The organism is Paenibacillus haidiansis (assembly GCF_036553665.1).
Classification (GTDB): domain Bacteria; phylum Bacillota; class Bacilli; order Paenibacillales; family Paenibacillaceae; genus Fontibacillus; species Fontibacillus haidiansis.
On the sequence record NZ_JAZHPZ010000014.1, the window covers coordinates 104,917 to 125,875 of the forward strand.

General features: G+C 54.7%; 19 protein-coding genes. 11 read left to right on the forward strand and 8 right to left on the reverse strand.

Annotation, left to right across the window (positions count from 1 at the left end):
• Positions 1–9: 9 nt before the first annotated feature.
• Positions 10–768, forward strand: coding sequence for a phosphate ABC transporter ATP-binding protein PstB (gene pstB, locus V3851_RS21480; protein ID WP_331848595.1), 759 nt, complete (start codon positions 10–12; stop codon positions 766–768).
• Between the two features lie 61 nt (positions 769–829).
• Here pstB and baiCD read toward each other — a convergent pair whose 3' ends face one another.
• Complete coding sequence (gene baiCD / locus V3851_RS21485) at positions 830–2,755, reverse strand: bile acid Fe-S flavoenzyme BaiCD (RefSeq protein ID WP_331848596.1); 1,926 nt, start codon at positions 2,753–2,755, stop codon at positions 830–832.
• 191 nt (positions 2,756–2,946) lie between these two features.
• Here baiCD and V3851_RS21490 point away from each other — a divergent pair, with 191 nt between their 5' ends.
• A complete protein-coding gene (locus tag V3851_RS21490; RefSeq protein WP_331848597.1) occupies positions 2,947–3,483 on the forward strand; it encodes a PadR family transcriptional regulator in 537 nt (178 codons plus the stop codon).
• A gap of 135 nt (positions 3,484–3,618) precedes the next feature.
• On the forward strand, positions 3,619–4,260 hold the full coding sequence (locus V3851_RS21495) for a DedA family protein (RefSeq protein ID WP_331848598.1): 642 nt from the start codon (positions 3,619–3,621) through the stop codon (positions 4,258–4,260).
• Between the two features lie 32 nt (positions 4,261–4,292).
• Here the strand turns inward: V3851_RS21495 and V3851_RS21500 are convergent, their stop codons facing one another.
• Entirely contained in the window at positions 4,293–4,658 is a 366-nt protein-coding gene (locus tag V3851_RS21500; protein WP_331848599.1) for a hypothetical protein, read from the reverse strand.
• A 63-nt stretch (positions 4,659–4,721) separates the two neighbouring features.
• On the opposite strand from V3851_RS21500, the gene V3851_RS21505 reads away from it, so the two are divergent.
• The 5 genes from V3851_RS21505 (at position 4,722) to V3851_RS21525 (ending at position 9,180) form a co-directional block, all read left to right on the forward strand.
• The gene (locus tag V3851_RS21505; protein WP_331848600.1) at positions 4,722–4,826 is read left to right on the forward strand and encodes a sporulation protein YjcZ; all 105 of its coding nucleotides are present in this window, start codon (positions 4,722–4,724) and stop codon (positions 4,824–4,826) included.
• Between the two features lie 145 nt (positions 4,827–4,971).
• Positions 4,972–5,805, forward strand: a complete 834-nt coding sequence (locus V3851_RS21510) for a patatin-like phospholipase family protein (protein ID WP_331848601.1) — start codon at positions 4,972–4,974, stop codon at positions 5,803–5,805.
• A 398-nt stretch (positions 5,806–6,203) separates the two neighbouring features.
• Entirely contained in the window at positions 6,204–7,553 is a 1,350-nt protein-coding gene (locus V3851_RS21515) for a lytic polysaccharide monooxygenase (RefSeq protein ID WP_331848602.1), read from the forward strand.
• Positions 7,554–7,663: 110 nt separating this feature from the next.
• A complete protein-coding gene (locus tag V3851_RS21520) occupies positions 7,664–8,161 on the forward strand; it encodes a DinB family protein (RefSeq protein ID WP_331848603.1) in 498 nt (165 codons plus the stop codon).
• A gap of 47 nt (positions 8,162–8,208) precedes the next feature.
• Positions 8,209–9,180, forward strand: a complete 972-nt coding sequence (locus tag V3851_RS21525; protein WP_331848604.1) for a helix-turn-helix transcriptional regulator — start codon at positions 8,209–8,211, stop codon at positions 9,178–9,180.
• Here the strand turns inward: V3851_RS21525 and V3851_RS21530 are convergent.
• The 5 genes from V3851_RS21530 to V3851_RS21550 form a co-directional block, all read right to left on the reverse strand.
• Positions 9,177–9,836 carry a DUF1266 domain-containing protein gene (locus V3851_RS21530; protein WP_331848605.1) on the reverse strand — a complete coding sequence of 220 codons (660 nt, stop codon included), beginning with the start codon at positions 9,834–9,836 and terminating at the stop codon, positions 9,177–9,179. The two genes, V3851_RS21525 and V3851_RS21530, sit on opposite strands and share 4 nt — an antisense overlap.
• Positions 9,814–12,405: a tetratricopeptide repeat protein gene (locus V3851_RS21535; RefSeq protein WP_331848606.1), complete on the reverse strand. Its 2,592-nt coding sequence runs from the start codon at positions 12,403–12,405 to the stop codon at positions 9,814–9,816. The genes V3851_RS21530 and V3851_RS21535 overlap by 23 nt, the downstream gene beginning before the upstream one ends.
• A gap of 1 nt (position 12,406) precedes the next feature.
• The gene (locus V3851_RS21540) at positions 12,407–14,107 is read right to left on the reverse strand and encodes a molecular chaperone HscC (protein ID WP_331848607.1); all 1,701 of its coding nucleotides are present in this window, start codon (positions 14,105–14,107) and stop codon (positions 12,407–12,409) included.
• 206 nt (positions 14,108–14,313) lie between these two features.
• The gene (gene fabV / locus V3851_RS21545; RefSeq protein WP_331848608.1) at positions 14,314–15,504 is read right to left on the reverse strand and encodes an enoyl-ACP reductase FabV; all 1,191 of its coding nucleotides are present in this window, start codon (positions 15,502–15,504) and stop codon (positions 14,314–14,316) included.
• A 115-nt stretch (positions 15,505–15,619) separates the two neighbouring features.
• On the reverse strand, positions 15,620–15,970 hold the full coding sequence (locus V3851_RS21550; protein ID WP_331848609.1) for a winged helix-turn-helix transcriptional regulator: 351 nt from the start codon (positions 15,968–15,970) through the stop codon (positions 15,620–15,622).
• A gap of 127 nt (positions 15,971–16,097) precedes the next feature.
• On the opposite strand from V3851_RS21550, the gene V3851_RS21555 reads away from it, so the two are divergent.
• Entirely contained in the window at positions 16,098–17,282 is a 1,185-nt protein-coding gene (locus tag V3851_RS21555) for an MFS transporter (RefSeq protein ID WP_331848610.1), read from the forward strand.
• Complete coding sequence (pfkB, locus tag V3851_RS21560) at positions 17,260–18,177, forward strand: 1-phosphofructokinase (RefSeq protein ID WP_331848611.1); 918 nt, start codon at positions 17,260–17,262, stop codon at positions 18,175–18,177. The genes V3851_RS21555 and pfkB overlap by 23 nt, the downstream gene beginning before the upstream one ends.
• Positions 18,178–18,458: 281 nt before the next feature.
• On the opposite strand, the gene V3851_RS21565 is transcribed toward pfkB, so the two are convergent.
• A complete protein-coding gene (locus V3851_RS21565) occupies positions 18,459–19,130 on the reverse strand; it encodes an O-methyltransferase (protein ID WP_414859343.1) in 672 nt (223 codons plus the stop codon).
• Between the two features lie 416 nt (positions 19,131–19,546).
• Here V3851_RS21565 and V3851_RS21570 point away from each other — a divergent pair, with 416 nt between their 5' ends.
• Positions 19,547–20,785, forward strand: a complete 1,239-nt coding sequence (locus V3851_RS21570) for an IS110 family RNA-guided transposase (protein WP_331845814.1) — start codon at positions 19,547–19,549, stop codon at positions 20,783–20,785.
• Positions 20,786–20,959: the final 174 nt, after the last annotated feature.

Genomic DNA, 20,959 nt, shown 5'->3' on the forward strand with positions numbered 1-20,959 from the left:
AGGGCTCCCATGCAAAATATACAATTATCCACCAAGGATTTGAGCGTGTTCTATGGGGAAAAGCAAGCGGTCAAGCATATTTCCCTCGATTTTGCCGCGAAGCAGGTGACGGCCCTGATCGGCCCATCGGGCTGCGGGAAATCCACCTTCCTGCGCAGCTTGAACCGGATGAACGACCTGATCGACGGCGCGCGCATCACCGGCGAGATCTGGATCGGGGATGAAAATATCAATGATCCGGGCACCGACGTCGTGCTCTTGCGCCAGAAAATCGGCATGGTTTGGCAGCGGCCGAATCCTTTTCATAAATCGATTTACGAAAATATCGCTTTCGGTCCGCGCTACCACGGCATCCGGGACAAGAAAAAGCTGGATCAAATCGTCGAGGAATCGCTCACCAAAGCGGCGCTCTGGAACGAAACAAAAGACCGGCTGGGCGATTCGGCCCTGTCTTTATCGGGCGGTCAGCAGCAGCGCCTTTGCATCGCCAGATCGATCGCGGTCAGCCCGAGCATCATCCTGATGGATGAGCCGGCATCCGCGCTCGACCCCGTCTCCAGCGCCAAGATCGAGGAATTGATCGCCGAGCTGAAGCAGGAGTATTGCATCATTATTGTGACTCACAATATGCACCAGGCGGCGCGCGTCTCGGAGAAAACGGCGTTCTTCCTTATGGGCGAGCTGGTGGAGTATGACGATACGAGCAAAATATTTACGAATCCGACGGACAAGCGGACCGACGATTATATCTCCGGCAGGTTCGGATAAAAATAAGCCCCGGCTGGCATTTGACCAGCCGGGGCTTGTGCTGTATTGGTGCGAGCGATGATCAGATTATTCTCGCGGCTTTGGCGCCTTCCCAGATCGCGTTCAGCGCCCGCCGAGCCTGTTTGGCGTCGCCGATAACATGATAGGGAATGCTGAAGCGCTCCAGGCAGTCGATCAGCTTACGATTGTCCCTGGAGCGGGAACCGACGGCCAGAACGACATAGTCGGCAGGGAGCTCGCGCTCTTCTCCCGCCTGCTCGACGATCACGCGGTCCGGTTCAATGGCCAGGCATTTGCAGCCGGTCATCAGTTGTACCCCATGACCGTACAGGCTTTCCATGACGCAAATTTTCCGGAGCAGCCCGAGATCGGCCGCCACTTCGTTTTGCATCTCTACGACGGTTACCTGCTGTCCGCGCTCGACAAGCAGCTCGGCGACTTCCAGGCCGACGAGGCCGCCGCCGATAATGACCACATTCCCGGACGGCTTCGCCGCTCCCCACAACACGTCGTGCGAATTCACGACATGCGGGAGATCCGCGCCTCTGACCGGCAGAGAAACCGGGGCCGAGCCCGTGGCGAGAATGACTTCGTCGGGCCGCAAGTCCGCGATCACTTCCGGCGTGACCTCCGTATTCAGCCGGATATCCACGCCTCCGCGCATCGCCGCTTCGCCCATGCCGACGGCGGCGGCCGTCATTTCTTCCTTGCGCGGCGCCGCGCCCGCAATATAGAGCTGTCCGCCGAGATGCAGGCTCTTCTCGCACAATATCGGCTCGTGCCCCCGCCGCTTCAAGGTGACGGCGGCTTCCAGACCGGCCGGTCCGCCTCCGGCGATCAGCACCCGCTTGGGCCGCTCGGCCGGAACGAGCTCGTATTCCCGCTCCCGCCCCGTGGCGGGGTTGAACATGCAGCTGATGAACGGCACGTTCGGGTTGACGAACCCGTCGAAGCAGCCTTGATCGCAGCCGACGCACCGGATGATCTCCGCTTCCCGGCCGCTTCCCGCCTTGGCGCAGAAATCCGGGTCGGCAAGCTGGGCCCGGCCGACGGCGACCAAGTCGGCCAGCCCTTCGGCGATGATCCGGTCGGCTACGGCGGGATCGTTAATGCGGCCGACGGCGATGACCGGAATGCCGACCGCGGCTTTGATTTGCGCCGCATTGTCGACATTGAAGCCCACCGGCAAATCGATCGGTGGCACTTCATATTTGATCGCGGCCCCGGCGGGAACGCCGCGCGAAACATTGATCGCGTCGACTCCGGCCTGCTCGGCGAGCACGCAGAAGGCTTTCATATCTTCAAGCCCCAGCCCGCCCGGCAAATCCTCGATCGCCGAGATGCGCATCAGGATCGGGAAGTCCGGGCCGACCGCGCGGCGGATGGCGCGGATGCATTCCAGCGGGAAGCGGGTCCGGTTCTCCCAGGAGCCCCCGTATTCATCCTGGCGGAAATTCATGGCCGGGCTCAGAAACTGCTGAGGCAAATATCCGTGACCCGCGTGAAACTCCACGCTGTCGAATCCGGCCCGCTTGGCGCGGGCGGCGGCATCGGCATAGGCTTGGACCATTTCCGGAATTTCCGAGGCGGCAAGCTCCCTGGGGATCATGGCCGAGCCTTCAAAAGCTACCGGGGAAGAGGAAACCTGATTCGGATTGTAGGCGACTTTTCCGCCGTGCCACAGCTGCAGGCAGCTTTTGCCGCCGGCTTCACGGATGCCGTCCGCCAATTTCTTCATACCCGGAATAAATTTATCTTCAAAAATCGCCGGCGAATCCTCCGTGAACGCCGTCGGATGCACGGTGGTGACTTCCACCGTATTAAGGCCGCATCCTCCCTTGGCCCGGGCAACGTGATAATCGATCAGCCGCTGGCTGACGTACCCTCCGGGATCGTTCATTTTCGTTCCCATGGCGGGGAGAATAACCCGGTTCTTTAACTCCAAACTTCCTATCTTATAAGGACTGAACAAATGGGCAAAAGCCATGCTGCATCTTCCTTTCGTTATTAGGTTAAAATAACATAGGTATAATTTAACCTAATTATAATGCGCATAGCATCTTAATTATGTGAAAATAATCACGAGAAAATAGTGATGATTGGCACGCTTTGTACGTTGGAGTAAAATAAATAAATATGAAATGCTTTGAGTGTGAGTCGAAAGTTCGGAGGAACGGCATGGATATTGAGCTATTGATACTTGCCCAGCTGATGCAGGGTCCCAAGCACGGATATGAAATCAAGAAAAACATCATCTTTGTAATGAACAACAAAAAAATTATCAGCAATAACTCTCTCTACCCCAAATTAAAACAGTTTGAAGAGAGGGACATGGTTAGTAAAACGACGGAGGAGCAGGAAGGCAGGCCGAACCGGCTGGTCTATGCCATTACGGATATGGGCCGTCAGGTTTTTTACGATTCGATCCACCATTTTACTCCCGAAGTCATTGAAGTGGACGATGAATGGAGCATCCGGCTCGCTTTTTACAATCTCCTGAATGATGAAACCCGCAGAAGATTGCTTGAATACAGGATGCGGAGCGTCCAGGAAAAGAAAGAGCGCCTGGCTAAGCTGTCCCTGTCGGTTGACGATAGCGAGTATTTGATGTACTCCCCCGAATTGTATTTCTACACGCAAAATATGCTGGATATAGAAAGCGAGCTCATTATCCAACTGCTCGACCGCTTGGACAAGCCTTCCGGTTCGGACTAAAGTCCGGGAGAAAGACCCGGCCGCGGACTATTTTGAAATGGCGGTCCGGCGTTCATACTAATAACATATTCGCTATGCCGATTCAGCCGGTTTTGGCGGATTTTCGAAACGCAGGATAGAGAGGAAAAGGCATATATGAACGTTCTGGAGTGGATTGAAGGGTTGTTCCGGGAGTACGGATATTTCGTTCTTTTGCTCGGGCTGCCCGTAGATTTTATTGCGCTGCCTCTTCCTCCGGGGCAAACGACTTTGACCTATACCGGATACTTGGCCTTTAAAGGCATTCTTGAGTTGCTGCCGGCGATGCTGGTCGGATTTGCCGGATCGGTTATCGGGATTACGATCACTTACTTGATCGGTCATCATGTGGGCGCACCGCTGGTCCATCGTTACGGGAAATGGTTTTTCCTCAAGCCCGCCCAATTGGAGAAGACAAAGCAAATTTACGATAAATACGGAAACAGGATGCTGTTGATCAGCTTCTTTGTACCCGGGGTGAGGCAATTTTTCGGTTATTTTGTAGGCATCATCCGCGTTCCTTTCCGGACGTTTGCGCTCTATGCCTACCCCGGAGCCGCCCTTTGGGTCATCGCCTTCGTAGGTATCGGATACATATTCGGGGAGCAGTGGCAGTATGCCATCGGACTGGCCGAAAAATATCTGGGTTATTTCTTTAGCGCCTTGGGAGCGCTGATATTGGCGGTCGTATACATGAGATGGCGCAAATGGAAAAAGTGGCGGCTTAAGCAAGCCGGCCCGAAAAAGGGGCTGGGCTAAGCTACCCGCTAAGCGGTCCGTAATAGTCAGTGCTATGCTTTGGTTAGTTTTTTTCTTCCTTCCACCTTTCCTGCGGTGTTCGTTTGCTGAACCTTAAGCAAGGACAAAAATTCAAAAAAGGTTCCCATCGCAGTAAATGCTGCTGCAATAACGGCCAAATCGTCGGCGGAAAGTTCACTGAGCTCCGTTTCTTCTATATCGCTGATGCTGTCCAGCAGGTAACTCATCTGGTTTAGTTGATTGATTCGGGCTCGGTATCTTCCTTTCTTGAGCAAACGTACCACCTGCTTCAAATCGTCTTTCTTTATGGTATGCAGGCGAAACCGGACTTGAATAGGCAGAGTGACCATTAAAGAAGGGATGAAGAGTCTGTCTAAATTTTTTGGCGCGTTATGCATATGCCGTGACTGCAGGATATAAAACCTAATATGATACCGTATACTACAAAAGGAGGGAAAGCCATGTCGGGTTGCGATGGGGGATATGTAGGCGGACTCTGGACTTCCACGGGTGTCATTCTGGTTTTGTTCATCCTTCTGGTTATTGTTTCCAGAACATTCATCTAAATGATTTGCGATCTATGATCGGCCCTGCTGCGGCAGGGCTGTTTTTCTGTGCCGATATTCCTTGCCATTTACATATTTGCTTCGGTTGGACTATCCTTATGATGAGGGATTCAAAGAAATTAAATGGAGTTATGGAGGGAATGTTGTGCCGAGTATCGTATTGGAAGGGGGAACCTTGCGGCCCATATTCAGTTCCGGCGTTATGGATGCGCTGCTGGACGAGGATGTGATGTTTCCCTACTGCATCGGGGTATCCGCCGGAATCAGCAACGGGATATCCTATATTTCGCGGCAGAAGCGGAGAAACCTGGAGATTATGGAGAAATACCGCCTTGATCCCAGATATATCGGCTACCGGAATTTCCTGAAGCACCGCAGCCTGTTTGGTCTCGATTTTGTGTTCGGTGAGATTCCCGCCAAGCTGATCCCGTTTGATACGGCCACCTACCGGCAGCATTCCGGACGGGTCCTTGTCGGAGTAACCAATGCCCGAACAGGGTTGCCCGAATATATGGACGGTATGCAGGCCGATGAGCACTGGACTATGCTGCGGGCAACCTGCGCCATCCCGCTCGTATTTCCGGCGATTGAGATCGACGGCGAGAAATATTATGACGGAGGGCTTGCCGACCCGATCCCGATCCGTAAGGCGATCGCCGACGGAAACGACAAGCACCTGATTGTGCTGACTCAGCCGAAGGGGTACAGGAAGACGCTGAGCAAGCAAAACGTCGCCGTCGCCCGGCTGCTTCGGCGCAAATATCCGCAGTTGAAGCAGGTGCTGCTGACGAGGCATGAACGGTATAATGAAACCGTGGCTTTTTGCGAGCAGCTCGAGCGGGAAGGCTCGGCGGTCATTATTCGTCCGGAAGTCAAGCTCGACAGTTTCGAGAAAGATATCGGGAAGCTACGGGACGCTTGCCGGCACGGCTATGAGCTGGCGATGCGGCGAATGGAAGAGATTCGCGAGTTGTTTTAATTGCAGTAGAACAACAGCTTTAAGGTAGTCAGGTTGCTAACGTTGACCTCATTGGAATATATCCAATGGGGTCTTTTGCATTCAATCAGAAAAGTTATAAATAACTACAATTTATGTCAAATATCACCGTTTTTAAGTAATTTTTCACACAATCTTCACACCTGGGTTTATAATTGGGTATAAATAGAAATTCAATAATCGATTTCCATATATAAACCGTTTAGGGTTTATATAAATTAGCTGACGGAGGAGGCGATGAGGGATAGGTTACGATATGTGTCTGGATGGGAGAACATTAGGGAGCAGGAAGGAGGCGGAGCCTTCATAGCTTGACAGAACAGGGAGTGTACAACTGAAATGGGAAAATCGCATATCCAAAACTTGAGGAGGTATGGATAATGACCGCAATTCGTTTACCGAATTCTATGCTCATAAAGATGCTTACTTCTTTGGGGATTATGTTGATCACTGTGTTTTGTATGTTCCTGTTATCGGAAAAAGCTTCTGCCCACGGATACATCGACTCTCCGGGCAGCCGGGGATATCTTTGCAAGACCGGTCAAAATACGGACTGCGGCGCGGTTGTTTACGAGCCGCAAAGCCTTGAAGCGCCGAAAGGCTTCCCGGCGGCCGGGCCCGCCGACGGCAAAATCGCCAGCGCGGGCGGAATCTTCCCCAAATTGGATGAACAGTCGGCTACCCGCTGGACGAAGGTCAACATTTCTGCGGGAACGAATACCTTCACCTGGAAACTATCCGCGCCGCATAGAACGACAAGCTGGAAATACTATATCACGAAGCCGAATTGGAATCCCAACGCTCCGTTGTCGCGGGATTCGTTCGACTTGACGCCGTTTTGCTCCGTGGATTACGGCGGTGTTCAGCCGCCGTATACCTATTCGGACACATGCAATGTACCGTCGCGCAGCGGTTATCATGTGATTCTGGCGGTTTGGGAAATCGCCGATACGGCCAATGCTTTTTATAATGTCATCGACGTGAATTTCGGCGGAACCAATCCTGGGGATACCCAGGCGCCGTCGGCGCCTTCCTCCCTTTCCTATTCTGGAGTTACCTCATCCGGCGTGAATTTGTCCTGGGGGGCCTCCACGGATAATGTCGGCGTCACCGGTTACCGCATTTATAACGGCAGCAGCCAAATCGCCGCGGTATCGGGCACGACCTTGAATTACAGCGTCACCGGTCTGGCCGCGAATACGGCATATACTTTCCAGGTCAAAGCGGTGGATGCCGCGGGTAATCTGTCATCGGGCAGCAATACGGTGAGTGTAACCACCAATCCGGCGGCTAGCGATACATCGCCGCCTACGGCACCCGGCAGTCTGACCGTGCAAGGCACTCCGACTTCGTCCAGCGTGTCGCTTGCCTGGACCGCCTCTACCGATAATGTCGGGGTTACCGGCTACCGGATTTACCGTGGGACGGCTTTGGCCGGAACCGTATCGGGCACGACGACCACCTATACCGTCACCGGACTTAGCGCCAGCACGGCATATACCTTTACGGTCCGGGCCGTTGACGCGGCCGGCAACGAATCTGCGGCCAGCAATAGTGTAAGCGCCACGACGGCGGCCGCCCCCGCCGCACAGCCATGGGCGGCCAATACCGCCTATACGACCGGCACCTTGGTGAGCTATAACGGCTCGATCTACGAATGCCGGCAGGCCCACACCTCGCTGGTCGGCTGGGAGCCGCCGAATGTGCCGGCTTTGTGGTTGTTGAAATAGAGGATAAGGAAATTAAAATATATTTTTTCAAAATCACTGACCGTTGTTGTCAGTGATTTTTTTATATACTCCGTGGTGTAGCGAAATTCATACCCTTAAGGAGGAAGATCATGTTTACGAAAATCGCGGATTTTGTCAAGGAATGGGAAGCCGAGCTTAAATTGACGGAGAAAGTCATGGCGGTGCTGACGGACGAATCGCTGCCCAGGGAGGTCATTCCCGGCCGTAGAACGCTTGGGGATATCGCCTGGCATCTGGCGGTCTCTCCCCACTACATGAGCGGATTCGGGCTGGTGTTTGACGGGCCGGAAGGCGGGGAACGCGTTCCCGAGTCCGCGGCGTTCATCGCTAGAGAGTACGGCAAAGTAAGCCGGGCGCTTCTGGATGCCGTCTCGAAGCAGTGGAATGACGAAAGCCTGCTGGAAAGCACCGAAGTTATGGGCCAGCCGTATATCATAGGTGAAACCTTGAGGTTTACAATTATGCACCAAGCGCACCACCGGGGGCAAATGACCGTTCTGATGAGACAAGCGGGTCTGAAAATTCCGGAGGTGTATGGGCAAACCTACGATTCCTGGGTTGAAGCCGGGATGGAACCGCTCAAGTAAAAACGGTACAATAAATTTAATTATCGGAGTGGAAGGGGAGAGGCGGTATGTCCAAAGCGGATCATATGCTGTCTATTTTGTGGCTGCTTAGATCGGGGAGAAGGATGACCGCGCGGGAAATGGCGGACAAGCTGGAAATCCATGTCCGCACGGTATACCGGTGCATCGATTCGCTATGCGCCAGCGGCGTGCCGATTATCGCGGATTCGGGGCCCGGCGGAGGCTACCGGATTCTGGGGCAATTCGCCGAATCCCCTTTGCTGTTCGATGCGGAGGAACAGAAAGCATTGCTCCATGCGGCGACTTTTGCCAGGGAAGCGGGATACCCGCATACGGAAGCGCTGGAACGCGCCGTGGGGAAATTGAAGCTGTACAGCAATGAGGACCAGCTCATCCGCATGGAGCTTCATGACCGCGGAGTGTCGGTGATTTATCCGCCTTCGGACGATCGGGAGAAGGCCGTTCTCCGGCAGTTGGAAGAAGCCGCGGCCCAAGGTATGACGTTGGAAATGGTGTACGACAAAGGGCGGGGTGAACCGCCCCGCTCCCGCGGCTTCGACACCTATGGCATCGTGCACTGGAAGGGAAGCTGGTATGCGATCGGATACTGCCGCCTGCGTCAAACGGTGCGGAGCTTCCGGGCCGACCGGATCGTGGAGCTGCGTCCGGCAAATTCGCGGTTTGTGCGCCCGGAAGCTTTTTCCGCCAAGCGGCATCTGCTTGAAAGCATGCTTCCGGGAGCGCTCGACGACGAAACGCTCGTCACTGTGAGAATCGCCGGGCCGGAGCTGGCTCTGAATGAACTGACCAGGCACTGGCTGTTTGGTCATACGCTTGTCTCCCGCAGCGAGGGAGAAGCGGCATTCCGCCTAGGACAAGCTTCTTTGAATAGCTATGTGCCTTATTTTCTGCTCCCGTACGGTACATCGCTGACCATTCTTGAACCGGCAACCCTGGTAGAACGGCTGGCCAAAGTCAGTGCCGAACTCGCGCAGTATTACAATGAAATGAAGCGTTAGCCCAGCGGAGTATCCCATGGAAGGGTCCGCCAAGGGCTGTATTCATCGATCAGCAAGCTTCTTACATGTTGAAAATAAACTTTGGCCGACTCTTCCGACCACTCCTTGTAAAAAAACTGCCGCCCGATAATAAACGCAGTGCCGTATTCCTCCCAGCTGTCGTAATGACGCTGGATCAAAGCGGCTACCTCGGCCATGGAATCCCAGGCTTCATCCGCGGAAATAAAGCCGAGCAGTTTGGCGTAATGAGCCACAAACAGCGATCTTCCCCAATCGTATCCCGCAATGCCGGCCGGTGTGAGCCTCGAATTATAGGTATAAACCACCCGGTATTCGGCCGCCGTCTCCGGGTCCTCGATGGAATGGAGGATCGACCGCTGCTGGCGAAGGGGCAGGGCATTCAGAAACGTACGGATCCGGTCGAATTTCGTACGTTTTCCGTCGTCGATCAGCCCCCTGATTTGGTATAGGGCGGAATCGTGATCGGTAACGCTCCAGGAGTCCGCCAACCATGCCATCGTCTCCTCTTTCCAGCCGGGATCCTCCTGTTCCGAAGGACGGTCGTACCCGTTCGCGAAATTCAAGCCGTTCCGTTCAAGAAGAATGGCCGCCGCGCCCAGAATCCATTGCTGCTTAATTGTAAGTGAAGAAGTCATCGGGAAAAACTCCTTTCGGCCAAGCTTCGCGAATTTCCGCTTCCTCCAGAAGATCCGGAAACTCCAGCGGAATGGTTGAACTGTATGTCGTGTGCACTTGCTGAAGCCCCCATTTTTGCAGCAGGGACTTTTTGTTTTGTAGCTTCGCTTCGATCCGCAGCAGCCGCTCCCGGTAATCCGGGTGATCCGGCCGGCTTTCAAGAGCTTCGCGGGCCATAGCGGCTGCCTCCGGCCATTGATTCAGCGAATCGTAAGTCAGGCTCAAATAGCTGCAGGTATCGCCGCGAAGACCGAGCACGTATCCGGCATTGAACATCTTAAGCGCATTTTTGTATTGCTTGAGATGATAAAAATACAGGCCGCCATAAAACCAGATATGGAGGCTGCGTGCCTGTTGCTCGAAGGTTTCCAGGTATTTTTCCAGCAGTTTGTCGTAATTCCACCAGCGTTTTAACTCCGCATAAATGCGAATCGTCTGCAATTGCGCCCACTCATTGTCCGGCTCTTGCTCCAATACGGATTGCAGCGGGGCATAAGCTTCTTCGAAGCGGCGGGCCGCCAGCAGGCAGACGATGCTCAATTTCCTGAGCAAGCCGGGAGCGAAGCCGCGGTCGGCCGCCCGGTTGTAGCAGGCGGAGGCGGATGACCAATTCCGCAGCCGGAAATGACAATCCCCCGTTAAGGCGATCGCTTCCTCGCCATAGGTTGGATTTTCCGCCGATGCGTATTTTTCCAGCACTTCCAAAGCGTCGCCGTATCTTTGCAATAAATAATATGCATACGCAAGTTCATAAAGAGCATCGGGGGCTCCTCCGAGCTGATCCGCTCTACGGAACATATCCGCGGCTTCCCCGTAACGGCCGAGCTTTTTCAGAACTTCGCCGTATTCAAAGCTGATTTGTCCGCTTTCATGGTAAGCCAGGGTCCGGCGGTATTCTCCGGCGGCATCTTCAAAACGCTCCAGCTCCCGGTATGAACGGGCCAGCGTGCCGTGGTAGTATCCCAAATCCTGAATACCGATCGCTTGCCGGCAATAGCGGATCGATTCCTCATAACGTCCGCGCACCCGCTCGATCTCGCCAAGGTAATAATACACTTCCGCATTGCCTTGATCATAGGTCAGATAAGCGAGCAGATCGGCCTTGCTCTCTTCATATTTTCCCGTTTTATAATAGATCTCCGCTCTGACATAAAGAGCTTCCCGGGTATCCTTGGCGCTCAAATCCCCGCGCTGAAGCGCCTGATTCAAATAAGGGATTCTGGCATCGCCATTTTCTTCCCAGGCGTAACCGAGGGTGCCGAGAAGAAACCATTGTTTGCCGGTCAGTTCCCCGGCTTCTTCCAATTCATGGAGTGTTTCCAGACACGCCTCGTACATTTCATTCTCAAGATAAAGCTCCGCCAACTCCCGGAGCCCGGCTGCCTTGCCCCGATCCCCGGATACGATCCCGCGCCTGATGTTTTCGATCCGTGCCCGGTCAATGGCGAACAACGCACTCCGGGCGTGCAGGTCTTCGGGATAGTGAATAAGCAGCCCCTTGAGCACCGATCTTGCTTCGGCCTCCCTGTTCGAAGCGTTCAAGCTTTGGGCCAGACCGTAAAGCGCCTCCTGGTGCTCCGGGTTCCCTTCAAGCAGGGAACGGTACAAAGCCTCCGCCTCTTCGGGCCGCCGCAAATGAAGCAGCGCGTCGGCAAGGCCGAGTCTGCCGTCCTCTTCTTCCGGAACTTCGCGATGCAGCGAGCCGTAAGCGAGCGCGGCTTCCTCCCAGCTCAGCCGCATCGCCGCCAGCCGGCCGGTCAGCCGGAGCGTATCCGGATCGTTCGCCACAATCTCCCCGGCCTTGGCCAGCAGCTCGGCGGTGTACTCGATATCACCCTGCAAGAAGGAGTTATAGGCCGCGTCCCGAAGGGCAAAGAACGCTTCGATATCGGCTCCGGCTTCGGCCGAGGGAACCAGATGGTCGTAACGAAGTTCAAGGGGGCCGGTAATTTGCCACATGACATGCTGAACAAACCGTTCGGGGAAATATTGCGCCAGTTCCAGCTCCAGTTCGGTCCAGCCGAATGTTTGGTTGAACAAGCGCCAAACGCGCTGCGGCAGCCATGGCCGGTCCATAAGCAGATTAAGGAGCTGAAAACGCAATATTTGTCTTACCTCGATGCCCGAGTAGGTATCTTCATCCAGCAGCAGATGCCAGACTTCGGCATCGATTCGGGAAGCGAACCGGTCATAGATTTCCGCGGCTCGCCGCAGAAACCGGGATGCCGTCTCCTCCGGCGGCTCCGGTTCGGAGAAGGCCCAATCGCCGGAATCCAAGGCCGGGGCTGCGGCGGCTTCCTCCATATGTACCGCCAATTTCGGGTTATGTACGGATGGATCGGCCCCGCCGCTTTGACGTTCCTGTTCGGCGGAGGCGATTCTTCTTGCGGCTTCATAGGCTTCACGCAGCCGTTGAAAGCCTTCCGGGTCCTCTTCGGGATGGGCTTGCTTCAACAGCCGGCTGTAGGCCCGTTTGATCATCGTCAGATCGTTCGTTTTGTCGATACCGAGCAAAGTCCATGGATTCATGCTAAAACCTCATATTCCTTTCGATTGCGTTCAAAAAAGTGCCGAATGCTTCGGCTTCCCGGCGGATTTCGACATCATCCTGGCTTTGGAGCGCCCGCTCAAAGCGCAGCAGCCAGAGGGCGATCACCTCGCGCTGTTCCCCGAGCGTTTCTTCGTACAGCCGCTCCCCGCGCGCCAGCAGCAGGCGGTTTTCCGCCCGGTCGCGCGGATGGATTTTGATCGCGGACAGCTCCATAAACCGCTGCTCGATCGCCTCTTTCGAATATTGGCCGGGATTCTCTTCAATGAAGATTTTGTTCATGACACCGGTTGAAACCACGGTCGCCTCCACTTCGAGAATTCCGTTAATATCGTAAGTGAACCGGACCTGAACCGACTGTTCTCCGGCTTTATCGGGCGGAACATGGACTTTAAGCTCTCCCAGCTTGATATTGTTCTCGGTTCTACGGCTTTCGCCCTGATAAATTTGAAAATTGATCGTGCTCTGCCCGTCGTGAATGGTGGTGAAGCTTTCCACTCTGCTGACGGGAACAACGGTATTCCGCTCGATAATCGGGCAGAAATGGCCGGATTCGTACTGGCCCGAGCTTCTGAGAACGGATACGTCCGTTCCGAGCGTGTAGGGGCACACATCGGTCAGCACGATATCGTTCAGCGCTTTATTCCGGGCTTTCATCGCGGCCTGGAGCGCCGCGCCTACCGCGACGGTTTCATCCGGGTCAATATGGCTGGAAGGGAGTCTGCCGAACAATCTGGCGACCGAAGCGGAAATAAGCGGCATCCGCGTGGCTCCTCCGATCAGAATGACCGCATCAAGCTCCGAGGGACGGAGCCGCGCGTCGTTCAGCGCGCGCTCGACAGGATGCCGCAGCCGCTGCAGCAGCGGCTTGGCAAGCGCCTCGAACCGGTCTCTGTTTACCTCGCAGGATAGCGGAAGGCCGTTCAAATTCAGATTCATTTCGGCGGAGCCGGTGGCTCCGAGCTGGTATTTTGCGAGTTCGGCTTGCTTCCTTAAAGCTTCCTTCTGCTTAAGATCCAATTCCTCCACGGCAATTGCATTACGGTCCAGCAGCTCCTGCATCAAGAGCCTGGTAAAGTCTTCGCCGCCGAGAAAGTTGTCGCCGGCCACCGCCTGAACCTCCAGCAGGTCGCCGAATTTCTCCAGGATCGAAACATCGAAGGTCCCGCCGCCCAGGTCGTAGATCAGAAATTTGGTATCTTCGGCCTGCTCGTGCAAGCCGTAAGCGATGGCGGCGGCCGTCGGCTCGTTGATCAACCGCTCGACGCGCAGCCCGGCCAGCTGGCCGGCTCTTCGCGTTGCCTGCCGCTGCATGTCGTTGAAATAGGCCGGCACGCTGATCACGGCCTCCTCGACAGGCTCGCCCAGATAGGCTTCGGCATCCTCCTTTAAAGCGCGAAGAATCATGGAGGACAGGTCCTCCGGGGTAAAACGGTACGGGCCAAGCTCAAATATTTTGTTTGTTCCCATATATCGCTTAAATACCGACACCGTCAACTGAGGGTGGGTAATCATCCGCTGTTTTGCAATGTCGCCGATGAGAATTTCTCCTTGTTCGTCCACGCTGACGACCGAGGGGGTGAGATGCCTGCCGAACGCATTGGGAATAAGCCGGACGCGGCTGCCGTCCCAGCAAGCGGCCAGGCTGTTGGTCGTCCCCAGGTCAATACCTATTACGGACATGATGTTCTCCTCTCCGATATGACTTCTTTTGACTTCAAGATTCTGTATGATTTCCCGTAAAATATCTTGCTGACTTACTAATTAATTTAGCATAATTTGCCGGAAAAAGGCGGTGCGATTTATTTCAAAAAAACGGCGGGCTCGCCGAGTAAAATAAAGGCCGGAAGAGCGTTGGCTCTGTCCGGCTTTTTTGTGCTTGCAATCATTTATTTGACATTCGGAACTTCTACGACGGGATCGGTGTCGGCCTCGTAATCGACGCCGTCCACTTCAAAGCCGAACAATTGGAAAAACTCGCGGCGGAAGCTTTCCAAATCGCTCTTCTCATAAATGTTTTCGGTAGTGAGCTCGTCCCATAGCTTGGTCACTTCGGCCTGCACGTCGTCACGCATCTCCCAGTCGTCGATCCGGATGCGGCCTTCCTCATCGACCGGGACGTTTTCCGGTCCGTACAGGCGTTCCGCAAACAGACGGTACATCTGCTCGACAGTGCCTTCGTGGATACCTTTTTCCTTCATCGTTTTATACAGCGCCGACATATACAGCGGAACGATCGGGATGGCCGAGCTGGATTGCGTCACGAGCCCTTTGCTCACGACGACATACGCGTGGCCCCCTCGGTTGGACAATCGCTCGCTCAACTCGCGTGCGGTTTGCTCCAAGTGGTCCTTAGCCCGTCCGATCGAGCCTTCCCGATAGATCGGCGTTGTAATTTGCGAGCCGATGTAGGAGTAGGCGATCGTCACGGCTTGATCGGCCAGCGCTCCGGCCTGCTCCAGCACCTCGATCCACTGCCGCCAATCCTCCCCGCCCATGACGTATACGGTATCGGCGATTTCCTGCTCCGTCGCAGGTTCCAGGGTGATCGTGCTGATCTCGCCCGTATGGAAATTGACCGTTTTGTTCGTATACGGTTTTCCGATCGGCTTCAGCACGGAATTGCGGTTCTGGCCGGTAGCGGGGTCGGTCCGGCGGGCGGTCGCCACGCTGTAGACGACGAGATCGACCTGGCCCAGCTCTTGTTTGATCAGCTCGGCGGTTCTGGCCTTGGTCTCCTTGGAGAAGGCATCGCCCGTCACGCTGAACGATTTGAGCCCCGCCGCTTGCGCCGCCTGTTCAAAGGCGGCGGAATTGTACCAGCCGGCCGAGGCGGTGCGGGTCGCGCTGGCGGCGCTGGCACGGTACACGCCCACCGTATTGGCATGCGCTCCGAAAGCCGCAACGATGCGGGAGGACAGGCCGTAGCCGGTGGAAGCGCCGATGACCAGCACATTTTTCGGCCCGTGAATGGCCGGGCGATCTTTAACATACTCAATCTGCCGCTCTACCTGCCGCGCGCATCCGACCGGATGGGCGGTGGTGCAAATAAAGCCGCGGGTCCGTGGTTTAATGATCATAATTTAAAGTTCTTTCCTTTCCATTGGAAGTTCATCATGGTTTAAATTTTTACTAATCTGTTCTATTGTACCTGTTATTTTGAATTTGAAAAAGTCCAAACCAATAATCGAAGTCTCAATCGGAACGGGGAGATGGAGATTCCTTCCCGTCCCATTTGGCCGCCCATTTCTCCATTTCATGCAGCGCCGTCAAGAAGTCCCGGCCTTTCTCCGTCAATGAATATTCGACGGAAACCGGGACGGTCGGAAATACTTCACGGCGGACAATTCCGCTGCTCTCCAAATGGCGCAGCGCATCGGTCAGCGATTGGGTCCGCACGATGCGTACGTCGCGGTGAAGCTGCTTAAACCGCTTGGGCCCTTCCGCCAGCTGGGCGATGACCAGAAACGACCATTTCGCCCCGAGAATTTGCAGGACGGAACAAATATTAGTGAAGCTGTCCGGTCCTTTTTGCACGGAAGTCACAATATCACCTGCTTACATTTTTATAGTAAATCAATTTATTTGGATTATATCCAATTGTTTTGCTTTCTTACGAATTGTTTGCCGTCCTCCTATACTATAGCAAAGAGTTCAATGGGAGGGAATGAAGATGAAGTTATGGAAATTGTATGTTCTTGCGCTTGGGGTGTTCATCACCGGCACTTCGGAGCTGATTGTCTCCGGAATTGTGAATATCCTTGCCGAGGATCTCGGGGTTACGCTTGCCGCGGCCGGACAACTGGTTACCGTTTATTCCTTGTCTTTTGCCATCGGCACCCCGCTTATCATCTCGCTGACTGCACGAATAGACCGCAAAATTTTGCTGTGCGGTTCGCTGACCCTGTTCCTCCTGGGATGTCTGCTCGCCTTCGTCAGCAGCGGAATTGAAGCCTTGATGATTTCCCGCGTAGCTTTGGGCTTAGCCTCGGGAGTTTTTCAAGTGGTGGCATTTGGCGCAGCGGCCAAAATGGTGCCCCCGGAAAAAGTAGGCTCCGCGGTCGGAACGATCGTGCTTGGCTTCAGCGGGGCCATGATCCTCGGGGTTCCGCTCGGGATATGGATCACGAACTGGGTGAATTGGCAGGCCAATTTTATGATTCTGGGACTGCTAAGTGTGCTGTTGATCCTGGTGATCATCAAGCTTATTCCGAAGATCGAGGGGGATGAACCGGTTCCTTTCCATAGACAGTTTAAGGTTTTGGGAAGCATTGTGATATTCAGCGGGCTGTTTATTACCTTGTTCAGGGAATCGGGCAACTCGGTGCTATATACTTATCTGATCCCGTATATGGAAAATATACTTCGCGTCAATCCGGCATTCAGCGGCATGATCATGCTGATTTTTGGCCTTTTCGGTGCGGTCGGCGCGAAGCTGGGCGGACATGGAGTGGACCGTTTCGGAGCCGCGCGGGTGATCACGGGCTGCTTGCTCGTCAATTGCTTATCGGCGGCGTTGCTTCCGTTATTTTCGTTTGGCAGATTCGCAGGCTTGCTGTTGATCGCGTTGATGCTGCTGTCCATGTTTGTCACGGGGCCGGCCATTCAAAGCTACTTTATTCAAAAAGCGCCTCAATCGTCGAATCTTGTGTTAAGTTTAAATACATCGACTACCCAACTGGGGCTGGCTGCCGGTGCGGGAGCGGGGGGCGTCCTGCTCAACGGCGCCTCCACGCTTGCGTACCACCCGTGGATGACTACGGTGGTGCTGCTCGCGGCGCTTACGGCTGCGGCCGTCAGCTTTGCATTCGGCCGGAAAGGAAAGAGGGATACCGATGATTTATACTATGACGCTTAACCCATCTATTGATTATATTGTCGAAGTGAAGGATCTTCAGCTTGGAGGTTTGAACCGGATGAGCCGGGATTTGAAGCTACCCGGCGGGAAAGGCATCAATGTATCGCGCATCTTAAGCAGACTTGGCGTGCCGAATACGGCGCTCGGATTTGCCGGCGGATTTACCGGGCGCTATATCGAGGATAAGCTGCGGGAGGAACGAGTCCGCGCGGACTTCGTGCCCATCACCGGGGATACGCGAATCAACATCAAGCTGAAAGCCGGAGAAGAGACGGAGATCAACGGCCTGGGGCCGGCGATTTCCGCCGGTGAATCCGCGGCTTTGCTGCAAAAGCTGACGTCCGGGCTGCGGGCGGAGGACATTGTCGTGATGTCCGGCAGTGTGCCGCCGTCGCTTGGCGGCGGCTTCTATGACGAGCTTGTCGGCTTATGCGAGACGGCAGGGGCCGGATTTGTGATAGACACGACCGGGGAGGCGCTCTTGCGCGCTCTTTCGCACCGGCCGCTGCTCGTAAAGCCGAACCATCACGAGCTGGCCGAGTTGTTCGGCGTGAGGCTGGACAGCGAGGAGGTCATCATCGCATGCGGGCGCAGGCTGCTGGAGCTAGGGGCGCGGCATGCGCTCATCTCCATGGCCGAGCAAGGCGCGTTCCTGGTCGCGCCCGAAGCGGTGTACTGCGCGCAGGCGCCGGCCGGCACCGCCCGCAATTCCGCCGGGGCCGGCGACTCGATGATCGCCGGCTTTCTCGCCGGGCTGACGCGCGGCGAAGCCGCGGTCGAAGCGTTCCGCACCGGCGTGGCGGCGGGCAGCGCGACGGCGTTCTCCGACGATTTGGCTACGCGGGAGCAAATCGAAGAATTGCGCCGGCGGGTCGAACCGGCGCGGGTGGGGTAAAGGGACCGTTACTTTGAAGCAAGGAAAGAAATGGGGCGGGTTGTATTTTGTACAACAATTATGCATCCTTGCCCGGATGGAGCGTCCCAAAGTTGTACTTTTTGCAGCATTTTATCCGATGCTCAGCCTTTAACAGGCGGAAATCTTGCGAAATGTTGCATATAGTGCAGCATTTCGGTGCATTTATGCGGTTACCCGGCAAAAATGTTGTATAAAATACAGCTTCCGATGCAGGTAAAGCGGGCAAGGCAGATAAAGTGAACAAGGCTGTCTCCATTGCCTTACCCGGTAACGATGCCGATCGCAAAGCCGTCATAGCCTTTGCTGCCAACGGTCTGAATGGCTGTGGCGGAGATATTCGGCATCCCGGCCAACAGATCGAAAAACGTTCTGACACCGGCTACCCGCGGATCTGTGCTGTGCGGGTCAATAATTTCCCCGCCGCGGACGACATTGTCGCCGATAATGACGGTGCCGGGATGGGAGAAGCGCAGCGCCCATTGCAAGTAGCCCGGATTATTCGGCTTGTCGGCATCGATAAAAATCAGATCAAACGGCTCGATTCCTTCCTTTGCCAACTGCTCAAGCTGCTCCAGAGCGTAGCCCACCCGCAGCTCGATCGAATCCTCCAGCCCGGCGAGGGCGAAATTGGCTCTGGCTGTCTCGGCATGACGAGGGTCGGCTTCCAAGGTCACCAGCTTGCCGCCCTGCCGTAACGCCCCCGCCATCCAGACGGCACTGTAGCCGCCAAGCGTGCCGATCTCCAAAACCCGCGCGGCGCCGATCATCTGCACATAGATACGGAGCAGCTTGCCCTGGCTCGGCGTGACGTCGATCGGCGGCAAATCCGCAAGCCGGTTGGCGGCGAGGATTTTGTCCATGACGGGGTCCGCCGGGATCAACTTTTCCTCGATATACAGGTCTACTTGTTCCCACAGGTTTGTTTCGCTCACTTTCATGTTCCTCTCTCCTCGTATCATATGTTTTGTAGCCAACTTCTAAAGGATTTCCAGTCCCTTAGGGGACTGGAGCGAGCCTTTAAAATTTCCAGCTTGTTGTTCTTTGAAAAATGAATATTGGGACTGGACTTTTCGGGATGCCCCTAGAAAATATTCCTTAGGGATCATTCGGGGAAACTCTTTTCACTCCTGTAGCACCGTCTACATAAAAAGTCTGTTTCCCTGGCGTCTCGTTTGAACTTCTTACCCGCTGGCTGTTCCCTTCGGCAACCCACGCTCGAAGATAGCAGCTTCGAGGCAGCTCGTGGATCGAAGGATGTTCTCATATGCGAGGGTGATTGAGCTGCGAGCGCGCTAGGGGCATGCCGAAAAGTCCAGTCCCTGAATCCCACACGAAAGGAGGAATTCCATTGAAGCTATTTGTCGGTATTGACGTGAGCTCCAAAGATTTAAAGGTCTGCATGATGAACGGCGAAGGCGACACGCTTCAGTCGTTCACCGTGGACAATAACCTGGAAGGCGCTTCGCACCTACGCGATCAAATCGTCGCTGTTGCGGACAAGCTGCCCTCCAAAGAGATTCATATCGGCCTTGAAGCGACTTCCGTGTACAGTTGGCATCTTGCCATGTTTCTTCACGAAGATGAAGCGCTTCAGAAGCGGAAAGCCAAAGTGTTTACGATCAACCCAAAGCTCATCACGAAGTTTAAAGAAGCGTATGTCGACCTCGATAAGAACGATCACATTGACGCTTGGCTCATTGCAGATCGTCTTCGTTTCGGCCGTCTGCCGATGACCATGGTGATGCAGGAGCAGTACATCGCTCTCCAGCGTCTAACCCGAATGAGGTTCCACCTCGTTCATAATCTGACGCGAGAGAAGCAGTACTTCTTGACGAACCTGTTTTACAAGTGCAGCGCCTTTACCTCCGAAGTCGACAGCTCTGTCTTCGGTCATGCAATAACGGAACTCCTGCTCGAAAAGTATAGCCTTGACGAGATCGTCGCTATGGACGTGGCGGATCTTGCAGATTACCTCAAGGACCACGGGAAGAATCGCTTCCCTGATCCAGAGCGAGTCGCCAAATGCATCCAGAAGGCTGCCAGAGCGTCTTACCGCCTCTCTAAGGTGGTTGAGGATTCTATCGATCTCATTCTCGGTACATCGATCCAGTCGATCCGCAGCATCCAGGCGCAGATCAAGGAACTCGATCAGGCCATTGAGCGCATCCTGAGCGGAATCCCAAATACATTGCAGACGATCCCGGGCATCGGTCCCGTGTACGCCGCCGGCATTCTCTCGGAGATCGGCGACATTACACGATTTGACGACCAGGCCGCTCTTGCCAAATACGCCGGTCTCGTCTGGCGTAAGCATCAATCCGGTGCGTTCGACGCAGAGGATACGAAACGCATTAAATCCGGCAACCGATTCCTTCGCTATTACCTTGTTGAAGCTGCCAACTCGGTGAAGAACCGCGATCCGGAATTCGGCGATTACTACCGGAAGAAATACAAGGAAGTACCTAAGCACCAACACAAACGCGCCCTCGTCTTAACGGCAAGAAAACTTGTGCGGCTGGTCGATGTGCTGCTACGCAACGACCAAATTTACACGCCTCGAAGGAAGGTGAATGCGGCTAAGGATTGACCGCCTCCTTTAGCTGAATCCCTACGGTAATTCCCAGTTATTTTTTGGTAAATACTCGCCATTTTCAACTGGGTTAGTTTCGTGATGCCTTTTTTCCTGACTCGTAGGAGGTTACCCTCAAAACTTTTTCCAATTTACACGAATCAGGGACTTGACATCATACCGCTGGACTTT

Excerpts from the sequence above, each read along its gene's own strand:
- V3851_RS21535 (WP_331848606.1), bottom strand. The coding sequence starts at position 12,405 with ATGAATCCATGGACTTTGCTCGGTATCGACAAAACGAACGATCTGACG.
- V3851_RS21525 (WP_331848604.1), top strand. The coding sequence starts at position 8,209 with ATGTCCAAAGCGGATCATATGCTGTCTATTTTGTGGCTGCTTAGATCG.
- V3851_RS21495 (WP_331848598.1), top strand. The coding sequence starts at position 3,619 with ATGAACGTTCTGGAGTGGATTGAAGGGTTGTTCCGGGAGTACGGATAT.
- V3851_RS21530 (WP_331848605.1), bottom strand. The coding sequence starts at position 9,836 with ATGACTTCTTCACTTACAATTAAGCAGCAATGGATTCTGGGCGCGGCG.
- V3851_RS21515 (WP_331848602.1), top strand. The coding sequence starts at position 6,204 with ATGACCGCAATTCGTTTACCGAATTCTATGCTCATAAAGATGCTTACT.
- V3851_RS21555 (WP_331848610.1), top strand. The coding sequence starts at position 16,098 with ATGAAGTTATGGAAATTGTATGTTCTTGCGCTTGGGGTGTTCATCACC.
- pfkB (WP_331848611.1), top strand. The coding sequence starts at position 17,260 with ATGATTTATACTATGACGCTTAACCCATCTATTGATTATATTGTCGAA.
- V3851_RS21500 (WP_331848599.1), bottom strand. The coding sequence starts at position 4,658 with ATGCATAACGCGCCAAAAAATTTAGACAGACTCTTCATCCCTTCTTTA.
- V3851_RS21540 (WP_331848607.1), bottom strand. The coding sequence starts at position 14,107 with ATGTCCGTAATAGGTATTGACCTGGGGACGACCAACAGCCTGGCCGCT.
- V3851_RS21505 (WP_331848600.1), top strand. The coding sequence starts at position 4,722 with ATGTCGGGTTGCGATGGGGGATATGTAGGCGGACTCTGGACTTCCACG.
- V3851_RS21520 (WP_331848603.1), top strand. The coding sequence starts at position 7,664 with ATGTTTACGAAAATCGCGGATTTTGTCAAGGAATGGGAAGCCGAGCTT.
- fabV (WP_331848608.1), bottom strand. The coding sequence starts at position 15,504 with ATGATCATTAAACCACGGACCCGCGGCTTTATTTGCACCACCGCCCAT.
- V3851_RS21490 (WP_331848597.1), top strand. The coding sequence starts at position 2,947 with ATGGATATTGAGCTATTGATACTTGCCCAGCTGATGCAGGGTCCCAAG.
- pstB (WP_331848595.1), top strand. The coding sequence starts at position 10 with ATGCAAAATATACAATTATCCACCAAGGATTTGAGCGTGTTCTATGGG.
- baiCD (WP_331848596.1), bottom strand. The coding sequence starts at position 2,755 with ATGGCTTTTGCCCATTTGTTCAGTCCTTATAAGATAGGAAGTTTGGAG.